This is a genomic window from Cellulomonas sp. P1_C4, assembly GCF_056406355.1.
On the sequence record NZ_JBFUAI010000002.1, the window covers coordinates 69951 to 86008 of the forward strand.

Here is a 16058-nt window from a genome sequence, read left to right on the forward strand (position 1 = left end):
TCAGCTCGCCACGGCCTCGCTCACGCCGCGGGCGGTCAGCGTCACCCGGGCGACGTCGAGCGCCGACGACGTCGCACCGTGCGCCTCGAGCACCAGGAACKCCGCGCCGAGCACGGGCCGGTCCGCGACGAACACCAGGTGCGCGCCCGGTGCGCCGGCGGCGATCCGGGAGCGGATGCCCTCGGTCAGCGCGGGGTCGCGGGCGGCCAGCACTCCCCCGCCGAGCACCACGGGCACGGACGCGTCCAGCAGGTTGAGCCGGCGCAGGGCGGCGAGCGCGAGGGCGGCGACCTCGTCGGCCTGGCGCTCGACCACGCCGATCGCGACCGAGTCCCCGCGGCCGGCCGCGTCGAGCAGGACGGGCGAGAGGCGCGCGACGTCGTCGTGGTCCAGGTGCCCGAAGTGCAGGTCCTCGATCACCGCGGTCATCGTCGGCCGACCCAGGGCGGCGGGCACCAGCTGCGCGAGGATCGTCGGCTGTCCGCGGCCGTCGAGGGCCCGCGCCGCGTGCCAGACCGCCTGCTCGCCCAGCTCGAAGCCGCCGCCCCAGTCGCCGGAGATCCGGCCGAGCGCCGGGAACCGGGCGGTGGCCCCGTCGGCGCGCCGACCGACGCAGTTGATCCCCGTCCCGCACACAACGGCGACGGCCTCGTGCTCGGCCGTGCCGGCCCGGAGCAGGGCGAACGTGTCGTTGTCGACGACGACACCGGCGGCCTGCACGAACCACGGCAGCGCCTGCAGGGCGGCACAGAACGTCTCGATCTCCACCGGCAGGTCCAGGCCGGACAGGTAGACGCCGACGCGCAGCACGCGAGGTCGATTGACCAGCGACAACGCCTCGCGGACCAGCGCGTCGACCACCTCGAGCGCCGGCGCGACGCCGATGACCTGCGGGCACGAGCCGCCGCCGCGGGTGTGCGCGAGGACCGTGCCGTCGGGTGCGAGCGCGAGGACGTCGGTCTTGCTGCCTCCCCCGTCGACCGCGAGCAGGACGCCGGTCACCGGGCCCACGCGAGGTGGTCGCGGTTGGCCGCGAGCAGGGCGTCCGTCAACGCCGTCGCCTTGTCGTACTGCCCCACCAGCGGGTGCGCCAGGAGCGCGCGGGTGACCCGGTCCCGGCCGCCGTGCACGGCCGCATCGAGCGCGAGGCGCTCGTACCCGGCGACGTGGGCGACCAGGCCCGCGAGGTCGTCGGCCAGCGGCGCGGCCGGCAGCGGCGTGATGCCGGAGCTGCCCACACGAGCCGGCACCTCGATGACGTGGTCGTCGGGCAGGAAGGGCAGCGTGCCGGCGTTGCGGACGTTGACCACCTGGACGTCGCCGCGGTCGGCGGTCAGGGAAGCGAGCAGGTCGACGGCGGCCTCGGAGTAGAACGCGCCGCCTCGCCGGGTCAGGGCCTCGGGCTTGGTGTCGACGGCGGGGTCGGCGTAGAGGGCGAGCAGCTCGTTCTCGACGTCGGTCACGGCGTGCGCCCGCGACACCGCGCCGGGCGCGGTCTGCTCAGCGAGGACCTCGTCGTGCGCGTAGTAGTAGCGCAGGTAGTACGAAGGGACGCAGCCGAGCAGCGCCAGCGCCGACGCGGGGAGCTCGACCTCGTCGGCAAGCTCGGTCAGCCGTGAAGCGAGCAGACCGGGCAGGCGATCGACGCCGTCCACGGTGACCCCGCGCACCCACGTGAGGTGGTTGAGGCCGACATGGTCGATCGCCACGGCCGACGGTTCGACAGAGAGCATCGAGGCGAACCGGCGCTGGAACCCGATGGCCACGTTGCACAGCCCGACGGCCCGGTGCCCCTCCTGCAGGAGCGCGCGAGTGACGATGCCGACGGGGTTGGTGAAGTCGACGATCCAGGCGTCGGGCCGTGCGAAACGCCGCACCAGCGAGGCGAGCGACAGCACCACGGGCACCGTCCGCAGCGCCTTCGCGAACCCCCCGGGGCCGGTCGTCTCCTGACCGAGGCACCCGCAGGCGTGCGGGAACGTCTCGTCGGTGTGCCGGGCCACCTGCCCGCCGACGCGCAGCTGGAAGAGCACGACGGAGGCGTCGGACACCCCGGCGACGACGTCGGAGGTGGCGGTGACCCGCACGTCGTACCCGTACCGGGCGAACATCCGGCGGGAGACGCCGGCCACGAGCGCAACCCGATCAGAAGACGGATCGACCAGGCAGAGCTCGGTGAGCGGCAGCAGCGACCGCAGCCGCGCGAACCCGTCGACGAGCTCGGGCGTGTACGTCGACCCGCCGCCGATGACGGTGAGCTTCATCCCTTGACCCCTGTCAGTGTCACGCCGCGCACGAAGGTCCGTTGTGCGAGGAAGAAGATGAGGACGACGGGGACCATCGCGATCAGGGTCGCGGCCATCGTGAGGTTCCAGTCCACGGCGCGGGTGCCGCGGAACTGGGCGAGCGCGTAGGAGACGGGCCATGCGGACTCGTTCTCGGACGTGTAGAGCAGCGGGCCGTAGTAGTCGTTCCACGACGTGAAGAACAGGAAGATCGCGGTCGCCGCGATGCCCGGCTTCGCCATCGGCACGATCACCCGCAGGAGCGTCCGCAGCTCGCCGCAGCCGTCCAGCCGGGCGGCCTCGGTGTACTCCTTGGGGATCGTCAGGAAGAACTGCCGGAGCAGGAAGATCGAGAAGGCGTCGCCCAGCAGGTTGGGCAGGATGAGCGGCCAGAGCGAACCGGTGAGCCCGAGCTTCGACCACATCACGTACAGCGGCACGCTCGTGACCTGGGGTGGGAGCAGCATCATCGCGATGATGAGCACCAGGTAGAGGCTCGAGCCGCGGAACTGGATCCGCGCCAGGGCGTACCCGGCGGGCACCGACGAGACGAGCATGAACGCCGTCGCCAGCCCCGCGTACACGAACGAGTTGCCGGTGTACTTGAGCATCGGCAACTTCTCGAACACGAGCGCGAAGTTGTCCCAGTGCCACGACGTCGGCCACCCGAACGCCGTCCCGGCCTGCTCGGGCGACATGACCGACGTCAGCAGGATGAACACGAACGGCGCCAGGAACAGCACGCAGAGCGCGACGAAGATCGCGTGGTCCGCCACCCACACCAGCGGCGAGCGATGTCGGGTCACGACGCCACCTCCGGGGTGAACGCCTTGAAGCGGCGCAGCAGGAAGGCCATCACGACGGCGGCGACGACGAACAGGACGACGGCCATCGCAGACGCGTAACCCAGCAGGTTGGCGCCGAAGGCCTTGGAGTACAGGAGCTGGCCGTAGGTGAGCGTCGACTGGTCGGGCCAGCCGAGCGCGCCGGCCGCACCCGCGCCCACGGAGGCCTTGCCCTGCGCGGTCGTCGCCGCGACGGCGGGCTCGGTGAAGTACTGCAGCGCCGCGATGATGCCGGTGATCAGGGCGAACAGCAGCACGGGCGTCATGTTGGGCACGGTGACGAACCTGAACTGCTGCCAGCCGTTGGCGCCGTCCAGCTCGGCGGCCTCGTACTGCTCGGAGGGGACGTCGAGCAGGCTGGCCAGGAAGATGATCATGATGTCGCCCAGCACCCAGAGCCCGAGCAGCACGAGCGAGGGCTTCGACCAGGCCGGGTCGGTGAACCAGCCCGGCCCGTCGATGCCGACCTTGCCGAGCAGCTCGTTGACCGGGCCGGTGGCGGGGTTGAACACGAACACGAAGGCGATCGTGGCGGCCACCGGCGGGATGAGGGCCGGCAGGTAGTACAGGGTGCGCAGCGCACCAGAGCTGCGCCGCGCCCGGGTGAGCACCCAGGCGACGACCATGGCCCCGACGATCCGGACCGGCACGAGGATCGCGACGAACCACAGCTTGTTGAGCACTGCGGTGCCGATCAGGGGGTCGCTCGTGAACAGGAACTTCCAGTTCGCGAAGTTGTTCCAGCGCGGCGGGTTCGACAGGTCGAACGCCGTGAAGGAGTAGAAGACCGTCATGACCAGCGGGAACACGAAGAAGATCAGCATGCCGAGCAGCGACGGGGTCAGGAAGGCGAGCGCCGCCCTGCTCCGTCGGCGTTGGATCGTCGAGGCCACGGGCGTCAGCCGGCCTGAAGCTTGACGGCGGCGTCGATCTCGTCGTCGACCTGCGTGAACATGCCCGGCAGGTCCGCGACGTCACCCTGCTGCCACTTGGCCGTGTGGGTGCCGAAGATCGTCTGGTACTCCGCACCGATGGCGCTGGGCGGGGTGGTCGACGACGTCGGGTCCTCGAAGATGTCGAGGAACGTCTGGAACTGCGGCGTGACCTCGAGGTCCGGCGAGGCGATCGCGTCGTGCGTCGTCGGCGCGTTCTTCAGGCCGTTGGACAGCTTGACCTGGGCGGCCGTGTCGGTGGTCAGGTACTTGATGAGCGCCCAGGCGGCCTCGGGGTTCTTCGAGCCCTTGCCGATGCCGACGATGTTGCCCGTGATGTAGCCGGCGCCGTAGCTGTCCTCGTAGCCCTCGGCCGACGGGATCGGCGCGGTGCCGTACTTGAGGTCCGGCGCCTGGTCGTCGATGAACGCCGTCCGGTACTCGCCGTCGATGTTCATGGCGACGCGGCCGGTCTGGAAGTCGTTCTCGGCAGAGAACTCCTGACCGAGCGCGGCCTGGAAGTCGGCGAGCTTCTGGTAGCCGCCGAGCCGGTCGATGAGGTCCTTCTGCCACTCGAGGATCGCGGTCCAGCCCGGCGAGGAGCCGATGGCCGACGTGCCGTCCTCGTTGAGCCACTCCGCGTCGGCGGCCGGGCCCCAGTGCGCCTCGGCGTTCTCGTAGTACCCGAGCAGGGGCATGAAGCCGAGCTGCTTGATCGAGCCGTCGTCGTTGAACGTGGTGAGCTTGACGGCCATGTCGGACAGCTCGGCGAGCGTCTTCGGCGGCTCGGTGTACCCCGCCGCGGCCAGCAGGTCGGTGTTGTAGTACAGCCCGTAGACGTCCGCGAGGGCGGGCATCGTGCAGCGCTTGCCGTCGTAGGACGTGTAGCCGAGCACCGTGTCGGGGATCTGGGTCAGGTCGACGTCGTCGCGCTCGATGAAGGTGGTCAGGTCGGCGAAGTCGCCCGACGAGCACAGCGGACCCACCTGGTCGGTGGAGTAGGACAGGCCGACGTCGATGGGCTGCCCGGCGGAGATCGCCTTGCGCATCTTCTCGTCGTCCTGGCCCGACTTCACCGTCACGGTCACACCGGGGTTGGCCTTCTCGAAGTCGTCGACCACCGACTGGATGACGTCGGCCTCGCGGTCGGTGAAGAAGTGCCAGAACTGGACGTCGCCGGTCACCTCCGCCGGGGCGCTGGCCTCGGCGGTGGGGCCGGCGGAGGATCCACCGCTGCAGGCGGCCAGTGCGAGGACGGCCGCGATCGCGGGGACGACGAGCAGGGACGTGCGTGTTCTCATCGTGGGCTCCTGATTCGGGGCGCGACGGGGCACCCGGTCGGCCGGGGTCGCCGTGCGTCGATGTGGGTTAGGGGACGAGGTCGAGCAGGCGAGAGCGCAGGTCGGCCCCGACGACGGATCGCGCACCGCGCAGCACCGGGTGATCAGCCACGGTGCTCACGGAGATGTGCGGGGACCACCGGGTGGTCCTGCGGATGTGTCCTCGCACCAGGTCGGCGAGGTTCTGACCGCCGGCGGCGCCGGTCGGTCCGCCGAGCACGACCACGGGAGGGTCGAGCACGGCGAGCACGGGGATGACGCCGACCGCGACGCGGGTCGCGAGCTCACTCAGGACCGTCGGGCGCGCGGGGTGCGCAGCGAGGTCCGTGAGCGTGGCGTCCAGGCTCCGGCCCCGGACGCCGTGCGCCCGGGCCAGCTTGCCGACGGCGATGCCGCCGATGAGGTCCTGCAGGTCCTTGGCCGACGGGACCAGCTCGGCGGCCGCGCGCGGGACGGGCAGGTAGCCCATCTCGCCCGCCCCTCCCGACGCGCCGCGGTGCAGGCTGCCACCGAGGTCGACGGCGAGGCCGAGGCCGTCACCCATCCAGAGCAGCGCGAACCCGTCGACGTCCCGGCCGGCGCCCTCGACCCGCTCGGCGACCGCCGCGAGGTTCACGTCGTTGTCGATGCGGACGCTCACGCCCAGCCCGTCCTCCAGCTGCGCTCGGACGGCCTTCCGGGGCCAGCCGGGGATGAGGCCCACGAACGCGAGGCCGTCGGTGCGCGGGTCCACGGCGCCCTGCAGGCCGACAATGACGGTGACCACGGTGTCGGGCGTCGTGCCTGCCGCGTCGCACGCGGCCCGGATCGCCGCGCTGATGTCGCCGACCGCCGACCGCTCGGCGGCCGCCCGCGCCAGAGGCAGCTCCGCGATCGGGTACTCGGTCCCGGCGGCGTCGACCAGCGTCGACAGCACGCCGTACGGCCGGACGTCGACGGCGACCGCGTGGGCCCGGTCGGTCCGGACCGCGTAGGTCACGGCACTGGGGCCACGCGCGGCGGCGACGGAACCGACCGTGTCGATGAGGTCCAGCTGCTCGAGCCGCGTGACCACCTGGCTGGCGGTGGGCTTGGACAGGCCCGTGAGCTCCCCGATCTGCGCGCGCGTGAGCGGTCCGTGCTCCAGCAGGAGGCCGAGCGCGGCCTTGTCGTTCATGGCGCGCAACAGCCCGGGCGTTCCCGGCTGGCTGGGCGTGCCGCTCATGTCCACTCGTCCGATCGTCGTTGATCGAGGCCGCCTCTGCGCGACCTCGTCAAACTAACAGGCAACTTTCCTAACAGACAACCCTCTGCGCGCGTCGGCCGCGTCTCGGTCGGGTAACGGCTCGGTTACTTCTGCCGGCGGCGGATCCTGCCGCGCTGGTGACGGAACGTCGCTCCCGGGACGGGACGTCACCCCATGCGCCCCACCAGCACCATGTGCGGCAGGCTCGGACGCCACTCGGCGGCGAACGGGCGAACACCTGCAGGCGATCGGGTCCGTCATGCGGGTCGCACGGGCTGTCGCGGCCGCGCGTCGTTACCATGCAACCGTGCCGCACGCTCCCGACGACCTCCTGAGGTCGACCCTCGCTGCCGTCGCCCCGGGCGGCGAGCTTCGCGACGGGCTCGAGCGGATCCTGCGCGGACGGACGGGCGCCCTGATCGTGCTCGGCTTCGACAAGACCGTCGAGAGCATCTGCTCGGGCGGCTTCGTGCTCGACGTCGAGTTCTCCGCCACCCGCCTGCGCGAGCTGGCCAAGATGGACGGCGCCGTCGTCGTCGACGCGGGGATCTCGCGGATCGTGCGCGCGGCCGTGCAGCTGCTCCCCGACGTGACGATCGAGACCTCCGAGTCGGGCACCCGGCACCGCACCGCCGAGCGCGTGGCCAAGCAGACGGGCCTGCCGGTCGTGTCGGTCTCCGCGTCCATGCGGATCATCGCCCTGTACGTCGGCGGCCAGCGGCACGTCATCGAGGACTCGACCACGATCCTGTCCCGCGCCAACCAGGCCCTGGCCACGCTCGAGCGGTACAAGTCGCGTCTCGACGAGGTCAGCGGCACGCTGTCAGCCCTCGAGATCGAGGACCTGGTGACCGTGCGCGACGTGTCCGCCGTGGTCCAGCGCCTCGAGATGGTCCGCCGCATCTCCGAGGAGATCGAGGGCTACGTCGTGGAGCTCGGCACCGACGGCCGCCTGCTCACCCTGCAGCTGGACGAGCTGGTCGGCGGCATCGGCTCCGACCGCGCGCTGATCATCCGCGACTACGTCGACACCAGCCGACGCGACGTCGACTCCGTGCTCGACGCGCTGGCCGAGCTCGACTCGACCGAGCTCCTGGACAACGCGCGCATCGCCAGCGTGCTCGGCCTGCCCGGTGGCGGCGACGCCCTCGACGCGGCCGCCGGCCCGCGTGGCTACCGCCTGCTGTCCAAGGTCCCCCGCCTGCCCGGTGCCATCGTCGACCGCCTCGTCGCGCACTTCGGMGGCCTGCAGAAGCTGCTCGCGGCGGGCATCGACGACCTCATGGCCGTCGACGGCGTCGGCGAGCAGCGTGCCCGGGCCGTGCGCGAGGGCCTGTCCCGGCTGGCCGAGTCGAGCATCCTCGAGCGGTACGTCTAGCTTTCGGCCCCCACAGCGGCGGCACCTCGTCGCCGCGCCCAGGCCGCGTCGACCACGACGGCGAGCACGATCAGCGCCAGCATGATCCAGAACGAGCGCCGCTGGGACACGTACAGGTCGACGACGAACCAGACCAGCACCACCCCGGAGACCGCGACCGCCGTCGCCGTCAGTGCGGGCGAGGCGCCGAGCTCCTTGCGCAGCCTGAACGCCGCGATGGCCACCAGCACGAACACCGCCAGCGACACCGCGCTGCCGACCGAGGCGAGCGCGCCCACGCTGAGACACGTCACCATCAGGACCATGAGCGCGGCCGTGATCAGCAGGCCGCCGTGCCGCCCCAGCCGGGTGCCCGAGCCGAACGCGGGCGGGAACGTCCCCGAGCTGGCCAGCGCCCTGGTCAGCCCGACCGAGCTGTACAGGATCGCGGTCACGGTCGACGCGGTCGCCAGCAGCGCGGCGCACGTCATCATCACGTAGCCGGCCTGCCCCAGCGTGGGCTCCGCCGCGACCGCCAGCGCGCGCGGCCCGGCGGCGACCACCTCGGCCACCGGGAGCGTCCCGAACACGCACACGGCCACCGCCACGTAGAGCACCGTGGTGAGGGCGAGCGCCGAGTACATCGCGATGGGCAGCTGCCGCCGAGGCTCGGCCAGGTCGTCGCCGACGAACGAGATGACCGCGAACCCGAGGTAGGCGAAGAACGTGAGGGCGATGCTGGCCAGGATGTCGTTCGCGCCCGGGTACGTGCTCGGCGCCAGGAGCCCGAAGTCGACCTGCGGGAGCGTGCCGACGACGAACACCGTAAAAACGACCAGGAGCAGGCCGACGATCACCGACTGCACCCGGTCGACCAGACGCGGCCCGGCGACCGTGAGCCACGCCCCGAACACCACCAGCGCCACGGCGCAGAGCTTGGACAGCCAGCCGCCGGACGGCCCGTCGGCGAGCACCACCGCGGCGTAGTCGCCGAACGAGGCGGCGACCATCGCGCCCACGACCACGATCGCGGTGAGGTACCCGAGCCAGGCCGCCACCCCGACCACGCGGCGGCTGCGGTAGCCGTGCTGCAGGTACACGATCAGCCCGCCGGACGACGGCCAGCGCATCGCGAACCTCACCAGCGTGTACCCCAGCGTGGCCGACATCGCGCCGGCCAGCAGGAACGAGAGCCAYACCGCGGAGCCGGCGACCTCGCCGGCCTGCCCGAGCAGCGCGAAGATCCCCGCGCCGACCATCGCACCMACCCCGAGCACGACCGCACCGCGCACGCTCAGCTGCGCCTTCGCCGCCGGGGTGGTCTCGGACATGGGCTCTCCCTCGGGTGCGACCGCCGGTGCCGCGGTCGGCACGATCGACCCTACTGGCGTCGACGGGTGTCGCGGAGGAGATCGAGCCGGGCCGGTCAGCCCAGCCCGAAGACGACCGGCGGGGCACTCGCCCCGGCGAGGTTCAGCTGCGCCGAGTAGGTCCCCGCCCCCGGCGCCGGCAGCCCCTCGGGGCACCCCTCCGCCGAGCGGACCCGGTTCCAGGCGAACGGCGTCGTGTCGTTGCCGCCGCCGGGCAGCAGGAGGGTCCGGGACTCCGTGCCGGCGACGATGCAGTCGCGGTTCGACCACACCCGGTCGTCGCCGGAGGTGATGACGATCTCGCGCTGCGCCTCGCCCGCGTCCACCAGGCACGGGTCGGTCCCGGTGTTGGTGATCGCGACGGAGAAGGTGGGGCTGACGCCTGCGGCGAACGTCTCGGCGTCCGCCGTCATCGCGAGCACCAGCGCGGTGGGGGCGCAGTCCGCGACGCCCGACGTGTCGCCGCTCGGCGTCGCGCTGGCGGCCGGGTCTGCGGGCTGCTCGGCCGGCGGTGACGTCGTCGTGGTCTGCGCCGCGGGCGTCGGGTCCTCGCCGTCGCCCCGACCGACCACGAGCCACACGACGAGCAGGACGACCAGCAGCGGGATGCCGAGGACGACGAGCCGGCGCACCCAGTAGACGCGGGCGGGGAGGCGTCGCGACTCGCTCATGCGTCCTCCGGCCCGTCTCGACTACGTCCTGTGCGTGCCGCACCGTTCCCGCGGCGCGACCACCGTAGAGGCAGGTTCGCCGGCTCGCGCGGCCGACGCGCGGTGCGGCGCCGAGAGCGCGGGCCGTGGGGCAGGATGCTGCGGTGCCGCCGTCCCCCGTACAGCTGCGCGAGCCGGTGCTCGCCTGGTTCGACGTGCATGCGCGCGACCTGCCGTGGCGTTCCGCCGACCGGACCCCGTGGGGCGTGCTGGTCAGCGAGGTGATGCTCCAGCAGACCCCGGTCGTCCGGGTGGAGCCGGCGTGGCGCTCGTGGTTGTCGCGCTGGCCGACGCCTGCGGACCTGGCCGCGGCCTCGACCGCGGACGTGCTGCGCGCGTGGGACCGGCTGGGTTACCCCCGCCGCGCGCTGCGCCTGCAGGAGTGCGCGCGGGCGATCGTCGAGCGGCACGGAGGCGACGTCCCGCCGTCGGAGAGCGAACTTCGAGACCTCCCCGGCATCGGCTCCTACACGGCCGCCGCGGTGCTCGCCTTCGCGTTCGGGCGGCGGTCGGTGGTGCTGGACACCAACGTGCGCCGGGTGCTGGCGCGCACGGTCGAGGGGGTCGCGCTGCCCGCTCCGAGCCAGACCGTCGACGAGGTCCGCCGGGCGACGGCGTTCGTTCCGCCCGACGACGCGCAGGCCGCCCGCTGGGCCGCGGCCTCGATGGAGCTCGGGGCGCTCGTCTGCACCGCACGCTCGCCCCGGTGCGAGGCGTGCCCGGTGCAGGACGTCTGCGCCTGGTACGCCGCGGGACGTCCCGCCGACGAGCACGCCGGCCGCCGACGGACCCAGACCTTCGAGGGCACCGACCGGCAGGTGCGGGGGCGCGTGATGGCGCTGCTGCGCGAGGCGCTCGGCCCGGTTCCGGCGGCCGCGGTCGACGCGGTCTGGCCGGACGCCCGCCAGCTCTCCCGCTGCGTCGACGGCCTGCTCGCCGACGGCCTGATCACCCGCGACCCGGCGCCGAGCGACGACGACCCGGCGACATACCGGCTGCCGTCCTGACGGAGCCCGGCGTCACCGCGTCGCCAGGCGCTCCCACTGCTCCTTAGTGATCTCGTACCGGAAGCCCCCACGCTCCGCGCCCTCGACCATCAGCATGTCCTCGGGCGTGTCGACCGTCGTCGCGACCGTCATGCCGACCTTCTCCATCACCTTCTGCGAGGGGAGGTTCAGCGCCATCGTCTCGCCCCAGACCACCCGCACATCGAGCTCCGTGAACGCCTTGGCCAGCAACGCCGCTGAGACCTCGGTGGCGTACCCCTTGCCCCAGGCGTCCTGGCGCAGCCGGTACCCGAGCTCGACCTCGTCCAAGGGGCCCTCCCGCTCGGGGCGCAGGCAGAACCAGCCGACGAAGGCGCCGCCGTCGCGCTCGAACGCCGCGAACAGCCCGAACCTCCCGCCCCACCTCTCGTAGGCGGCGAGGAGGCTCGGCAGGACGAGATCGCGGACGAACTCGGGCGGGGTGGGCTCGCCCCCGGACAGGTACCGCATCACGGCCGGGTCGCTGTCCAGCTCGATCAGCAGGTCGGCCTCGTCGGCCGCGAAGGGGCGCAGGGTCAGGCGCTCGGTCTCCAGATAGGTGTGCACGGCGCCATCGTGCCCGAGCGGGGTCGGGCAGCCCAGCGCTTTCCTCGAGGCCTCAGTCGAGCTCGATGAGCATCCGCGTGTTGCCGAGGGTGTTCGGCTTCACGCGCGCGAGGTCGAGGAACTCGGCGACGCCGTCGTCGTGCGACCGCAGCAGCTCGAGGTAGACGTCCGGGGTCACGGGCGTGCCCTCGATGACGTGGAACCCGTGGGACTCGAAGAACGCGACCTCGAAGGTCAGGCAGAAGACCCGTCGCAACCCGATCTGCCGGGCGCGCTCCAGCAGGGCGTCGAGCAGGGCGTGCCCGACCCCGGTGCCGCGCCGGGTGCGATCGGCCGCGAGCGTGCGGATCTCGGCGAGGTCCTGCCACATGACGTGCAGCGCGCCGCACCCGATGACGGTGCCGTCGTCCGCCTCGGCCACGAGGAACTCCTGGACCGCCTCGTAGTACCCGACCCACTCCTTGGCCAGCAGGATCCGCTCGGCGGCGTAGGGCTCGACGAGCGCGCGGATGGCGCGGACGTCGGCCGGGAGGGCGGGGCGGACACGGAAGGACATCGGGCCAAGGTAGTGGCGGGGCTGGCCCGGAACGCGGAGCCGCCCGGTTCCCGAGATGGGGAACGCGAGGCTAGACCCGTGCGCGCACGCGCCGCGGGTGCGGCGGCTCGGCCGCGTCGAGCAGCCCGGTGGCCGTGATCTCGTCGACCACCAGGTCGGTCACCACCCCCGCGCGCAGGCCGGCCAGCAGCGGTGCGACCTTGTTGTCGCCGGCCACGACGCAGACTCGCCGCGGGATCCGCTGCAGCTCGACGGGCGTCGGGCCGGTCGCTCGCTCGTTGAGGTGCACGTCCTGCCACGACCCGTCGGCGCGCAGGAAGACCGTGCACACGTCGCCGACGACGCCCTCGTCGTGCAGGTTCTTCACGTCGGCGTCGTCGAGGTACCCGGCCGAGTAGACGTGCGACGGCACGGCCCCCGCGACCGCGCCGACCGAGAACACCGCGATGTCCGCGCGCCGCTGCATGTCGAGCACCCGGCGGACCGACCGCTCGCGCCACATCGCGGCCTTGGTGTCGGGGTAGTCGAAGAACGCGGGCACCGAGAAGTGGTGCACGGCCGCGGCGAACGCGGTGCCGAACGTCGAGATGAGGTCGCTGGCGTACTCGATCCCGCTGGTGCGCATGTTCGCGGCGCCGTTGAGCTGGACGACCGCCGACCCGCGCGTCGGCTTGGGTGCGAGGTACCGGGAGACCGACGCCAGCGTGGTCCCCCAGGCGACGCCGAGCACCATGTCGGAGTCGAACCACGAGGACAGCAGGCGTGCCGCGGTGATGGACACCTGGTCGAGGCGCTCGATGTGGCTGGCCGAGTCCGGGACCGGCACCACGTAGGTGTCGATGCCGAACGCCGCGGCGATGGTGCGGCCGAGGCCGGGTGCACGCGTGCTCGCCGGGCGCAGCGTGATCTCGACCAGCCCGGACTGGCGCGCGCGCTTGATGAGCCGGGAGACGGTGGACCTCGAGGTCCCCAGGTGGCGGGCGATGACCTCCATCTTGATGTCCTGGAGGTAGTACATGGACGCCGCCCGCAGGACGTCCTGCTCCCGCTCGATGTACATCGGAACCCCCTCCCGGACGCGATCGGCGCTGCACGTTTGTGCACTGCTGTTGCGCGTTCGTTCGCCTGGTGACGACGATAGCGAGCAAGCCCGTACCGGGCGAGTGGGACAAAGTGCGACAACAGAACCACCGGGGGTACTTCGGATGAGGACGGCGCCGCTGACGGCCCAAGCACGACAGGACGCACTCGACGCGATGCGCGGGAGCGCTGAACGCGGGAACGAGCTCGACGTCCTGGTGATCGGAGGAGGCGTCACCGGCGCCGGGATTGCGCTCGACGCGGTCTCTCGGGGGCTGTCGACGGCGATCGTCGAGGCCCAGGACTGGGCGAGCGGCACATCGAGCCGGTCCAGCAAGCTGGTGCACGGTGGCCTGCGCTACCTGCAGATGCTCGACTTCCACCTGGTGCGGGAGGCGCTCACCGAGCGTGACCTGCTGATCAACCGCCTGGCCCCGCACCTGGTCAAGCCCGTGAGCTTCCTCTACCCGCTGGAGAACCGGGTCTGGGAGCGGGCCTACGTCGGCGCCGGCGTCGCGCTGTACGACACCCTCGCCTCGGTCACCGGGTCCAAGCGCGCCCTCCCGATGCACCGCCACCTGTCCCGCAAGGGCATGGAGCGCCTGTTCCCCGACCTGCGCCACGACGCCGCGATCGGCGCGGTCCGGTACTGGGACGCCAGCGTCGACGACGCCCGGCTCGTCGAGACCCTGGTCCGCACCTCGGTCAGCTATGGCGCGCACGCTGCGTCCCGCACGCAGGTGCTCGACCTGCAGACCACGACCGGCGGCGCCGTGACGGGTGCCGAGGTGGTGGACCTGGAGACGGGTGAGCACATCGACGTCCGGGCCCGGGCCGTCATCAACGCGACGGGTGTGTGGACGGAGCAGACCGAGTCGCTGGCGGGCGCCGAGGGCGGCCTGCGGGTGCTGGCCAGCAAGGGCGTGCACATCGTCGTGCCGCGCAGCCGCATCGCCGGCGACGTCGGGCTGATCCTGCAGACCGAGAAGTCGGTGCTGTTCATCATCCCGTGGTCGAGGTACTGGGTGATCGGCACCACGGACACCCCGTGGAAGCAGGAGCTGACGCACCCCGTCGCCACCAGCGCGGACATCGACTACGTCATCGAGCACGCCAACGCGGTGCTGTCCCGGCCGATCACGCGCGAGGACATCATCGGCACCTGGGCCGGCCTGCGCCCGCTGCTGCAGCCGCAGGTCAAGGCGGGCACCAGCAGCGCCAAGGTGTCGCGCGAGCACACGGTCGCCTCCCCCGCCCCTGGGTTCACGGTCATCGCCGGCGGCAAGCTCACCACTTACCGCGTGATGGCCAAGGACGCGGTCGACTTCGCGATCGGCAGCCGGGCCACCAGCCTCCCCTCCATCACGAACGACCTCCCGCTGGTCGGCGCCGAGGGGTTGCAGGTGTTCCAGCGGCAGGCGCGGGCGATCGGCCTGAAGTACGGGTGGACCAGGCCGCGCATGGATCACCTGCTGCACCGGTACGGGTCACTGGTGGGCGAGCTCATCGACCTCGTCGACGAGACGCCGTCGCTGGCCGAGCCGCTGAAGAACGCCGAGGCCTACATCGGCGCCGAGATCGTCTACGCGGCCAGTCACGAGGGTGCCCTGCACCTCGACGACGTGCTCATGCACCGCACCCGGCTCAACTACGAGCAGGCGGACAAGGGCGTCGGTGCCCTGGAGGAGATCGCGGACCTCGTCGCCCCGGTCCTCGGCTGGGACGCGCACCAGCGGAGCCAGGAGATCGAGGCGTACCGCGCGCGGTGCGAGGCCGAGGACGCCGCCGCGCTCGAGCTGGACGACGCCGAGGCCGAGAAGGTCCGGCTGCGGGCMGCCGACGTGTCGCCGATGCTCTCCGACGAGCCGGTCACCGCCGGCACCAAGCCCGGCTCGCCGCCCGGCCCGGGCTCCTCCGGTCCCGCCGGAACCTGAAACTCCCCGCGGTCCTCCGCGGGGCGCACGTGACAACGACGTCCGTCAGAAAGGGTCGACAGTGGACTACACAATGGGAGAGGTCTTCCTCTCCGAGGTTCTCGGCACCGGCATGCTCGTGCTGCTCGGTACCGGCGTCGTCGCTAACGTCATCCTGCCGAGGAACAAGGGGTTCGACGGCGGCTGGCTGCTCATCAACTTCGGATGGGGCCTCGCGGTCTTCGCGGGCGTCTATACCGCCTTCAAGTCGGGGGCACACCTCAACCCAGCAGTGACGATCGGCATCTGGGCCAGCGGCGCGGCCGACTTCGCGCCAGGGGTGCCGGTCACGGCAGCCAACGGCTTCCTCTACGTCACCGCACAAATGCTCGGCGCGGCAATCGGCGCCCTGCTCTGCTTCCTCGCCTACAAGAAGCACTTCGACGAGGACGCCGACGGCGCCACCAAGCTCGCCGTCTTCTCGACCGGTCCGGCGATCCGTTCGTACGCGTGGAACTTCATCACGGAGGTCATCGGCACGTTCGTGCTGGTCTTCGTCATCCTGGCGTTCGGCAAGACGCCCTCGGGTCTCGGCCCGCTCGCCGTCGCCCTGCTCGTGGTCGGCATCGGTGCCAGCCTCGGTGGCCCCACCGGCTACGCCATCAACCCTGCTCGTGACCTCGGTCCGCGCATCGCACACGCCCTCCTGCCCATCCGGGGCAAGGGCTCGAGCGACTGGGCGTACTCCTGGGTCCCGATCTTCGGCCCCCTCGTCGGTGGCGTCATCGGTGGCCTCGTGGCTGCCGCGTACATCTGACACCCGCCACCACACAGTCGACCCCGTCCGGACGGC

Annotated in this window: 15 protein-coding genes; 4 read left to right on the forward strand and 11 right to left on the reverse strand. The window is 72.0% G+C overall.

The window, feature by feature from the left end; genetic code table 11:
• The 6 genes from AC1DYZ_RS01900 to AC1DYZ_RS01925 all read right to left on the reverse strand — a co-directional run bounded on the left by AC1DYZ_RS01900 (position 1) and on the right by AC1DYZ_RS01925 (position 6606).
• Positions 1–1002, reverse strand: coding sequence for an N-acetylglucosamine kinase (locus tag AC1DYZ_RS01900; RefSeq protein ID WP_477063537.1), 1002 nt, complete (start codon positions 1000–1002; stop codon positions 1–3).
• Positions 999–2264, reverse strand: coding sequence for a 6-phospho-beta-glucosidase (locus tag AC1DYZ_RS01905; protein ID WP_477063538.1), 1266 nt, complete (start codon positions 2262–2264; stop codon positions 999–1001). Before AC1DYZ_RS01905 ends, AC1DYZ_RS01900 begins: the two co-directional genes overlap by 4 nt.
• Positions 2261–3091 (reverse strand): carbohydrate ABC transporter permease, encoded by an 831-nt coding sequence (locus tag AC1DYZ_RS01910; RefSeq protein WP_477063539.1) that lies wholly within the window; start codon positions 3089–3091, stop codon positions 2261–2263. Before AC1DYZ_RS01910 ends, AC1DYZ_RS01905 begins: the two co-directional genes overlap by 4 nt.
• Complete coding sequence (locus tag AC1DYZ_RS01915; RefSeq protein WP_477063540.1) at positions 3088–4023, reverse strand: carbohydrate ABC transporter permease; 936 nt, start codon at positions 4021–4023, stop codon at positions 3088–3090. Before AC1DYZ_RS01915 ends, AC1DYZ_RS01910 begins: the two co-directional genes overlap by 4 nt.
• A gap of 5 nt (positions 4024–4028) precedes the next feature.
• Positions 4029–5363: an ABC transporter substrate-binding protein gene (locus AC1DYZ_RS01920; RefSeq protein WP_477063541.1), complete on the reverse strand. Its 1335-nt coding sequence runs from the start codon at positions 5361–5363 to the stop codon at positions 4029–4031.
• A 67-nt stretch (positions 5364–5430) separates the two neighbouring features.
• Positions 5431–6606 carry an ROK family transcriptional regulator gene (locus AC1DYZ_RS01925; protein ID WP_477063542.1) on the reverse strand — a complete coding sequence of 392 codons (1176 nt, stop codon included), beginning with the start codon at positions 6604–6606 and terminating at the stop codon, positions 5431–5433.
• A gap of 280 nt (positions 6607–6886) precedes the next feature.
• On the opposite strand from AC1DYZ_RS01925, the gene disA reads away from it, so the two are divergent.
• Positions 6887–8005: a DNA integrity scanning diadenylate cyclase DisA gene (gene disA / locus AC1DYZ_RS01930; protein WP_477051798.1), complete on the forward strand. Its 1119-nt coding sequence runs from the start codon at positions 6887–6889 to the stop codon at positions 8003–8005.
• Here disA and AC1DYZ_RS01935 read toward each other — a convergent pair.
• On the reverse strand, positions 8002–9315 hold the full coding sequence (locus AC1DYZ_RS01935) for an APC family permease (protein ID WP_477063543.1): 1314 nt from the start codon (positions 9313–9315) through the stop codon (positions 8002–8004). The two genes, disA and AC1DYZ_RS01935, sit on opposite strands and share 4 nt — an antisense overlap.
• Before the next feature lie 95 nt (positions 9316–9410).
• Positions 9411–10025, reverse strand: a complete 615-nt coding sequence (locus AC1DYZ_RS01940; RefSeq protein WP_477063544.1) for a hypothetical protein — start codon at positions 10023–10025, stop codon at positions 9411–9413.
• A 143-nt stretch (positions 10026–10168) separates the two neighbouring features.
• Between AC1DYZ_RS01940 and AC1DYZ_RS01945 the strand changes: the two genes are divergently transcribed.
• The gene (locus AC1DYZ_RS01945; RefSeq protein ID WP_477063545.1) at positions 10169–11071 is read left to right on the forward strand and encodes an HhH-GPD family protein; all 903 of its coding nucleotides are present in this window, start codon (positions 10169–10171) and stop codon (positions 11069–11071) included.
• Positions 11072–11083: 12 nt separating this feature from the next.
• On the opposite strand, the gene AC1DYZ_RS01950 is transcribed toward AC1DYZ_RS01945, so the two are convergent.
• The 3 genes from AC1DYZ_RS01950 to AC1DYZ_RS01960 form a co-directional block, all read right to left on the reverse strand.
• Entirely contained in the window at positions 11084–11656 is a 573-nt protein-coding gene (locus AC1DYZ_RS01950; protein ID WP_477063546.1) for a GNAT family N-acetyltransferase, read from the reverse strand.
• A 52-nt stretch (positions 11657–11708) separates the two neighbouring features.
• Entirely contained in the window at positions 11709–12212 is a 504-nt protein-coding gene (locus AC1DYZ_RS01955; protein WP_456824004.1) for an amino-acid N-acetyltransferase, read from the reverse strand.
• A gap of 70 nt (positions 12213–12282) precedes the next feature.
• Positions 12283–13272, reverse strand: a complete 990-nt coding sequence (locus tag AC1DYZ_RS01960; RefSeq protein WP_477051810.1) for a sugar-binding transcriptional regulator — start codon at positions 13270–13272, stop codon at positions 12283–12285.
• Between the two features lie 145 nt (positions 13273–13417).
• Here AC1DYZ_RS01960 and AC1DYZ_RS01965 point away from each other — a divergent pair, with 145 nt between their 5' ends.
• The gene (locus AC1DYZ_RS01965; RefSeq protein WP_477063547.1) at positions 13418–15226 is read left to right on the forward strand and encodes a glycerol-3-phosphate dehydrogenase/oxidase; all 1809 of its coding nucleotides are present in this window, start codon (positions 13418–13420) and stop codon (positions 15224–15226) included.
• Between the two features lie 73 nt (positions 15227–15299).
• The gene (locus tag AC1DYZ_RS01970) at positions 15300–16022 is read left to right on the forward strand and encodes an MIP/aquaporin family protein (protein ID WP_477063548.1); all 723 of its coding nucleotides are present in this window, start codon (positions 15300–15302) and stop codon (positions 16020–16022) included.
• Positions 16023–16058 lie beyond the last annotated feature (36 nt).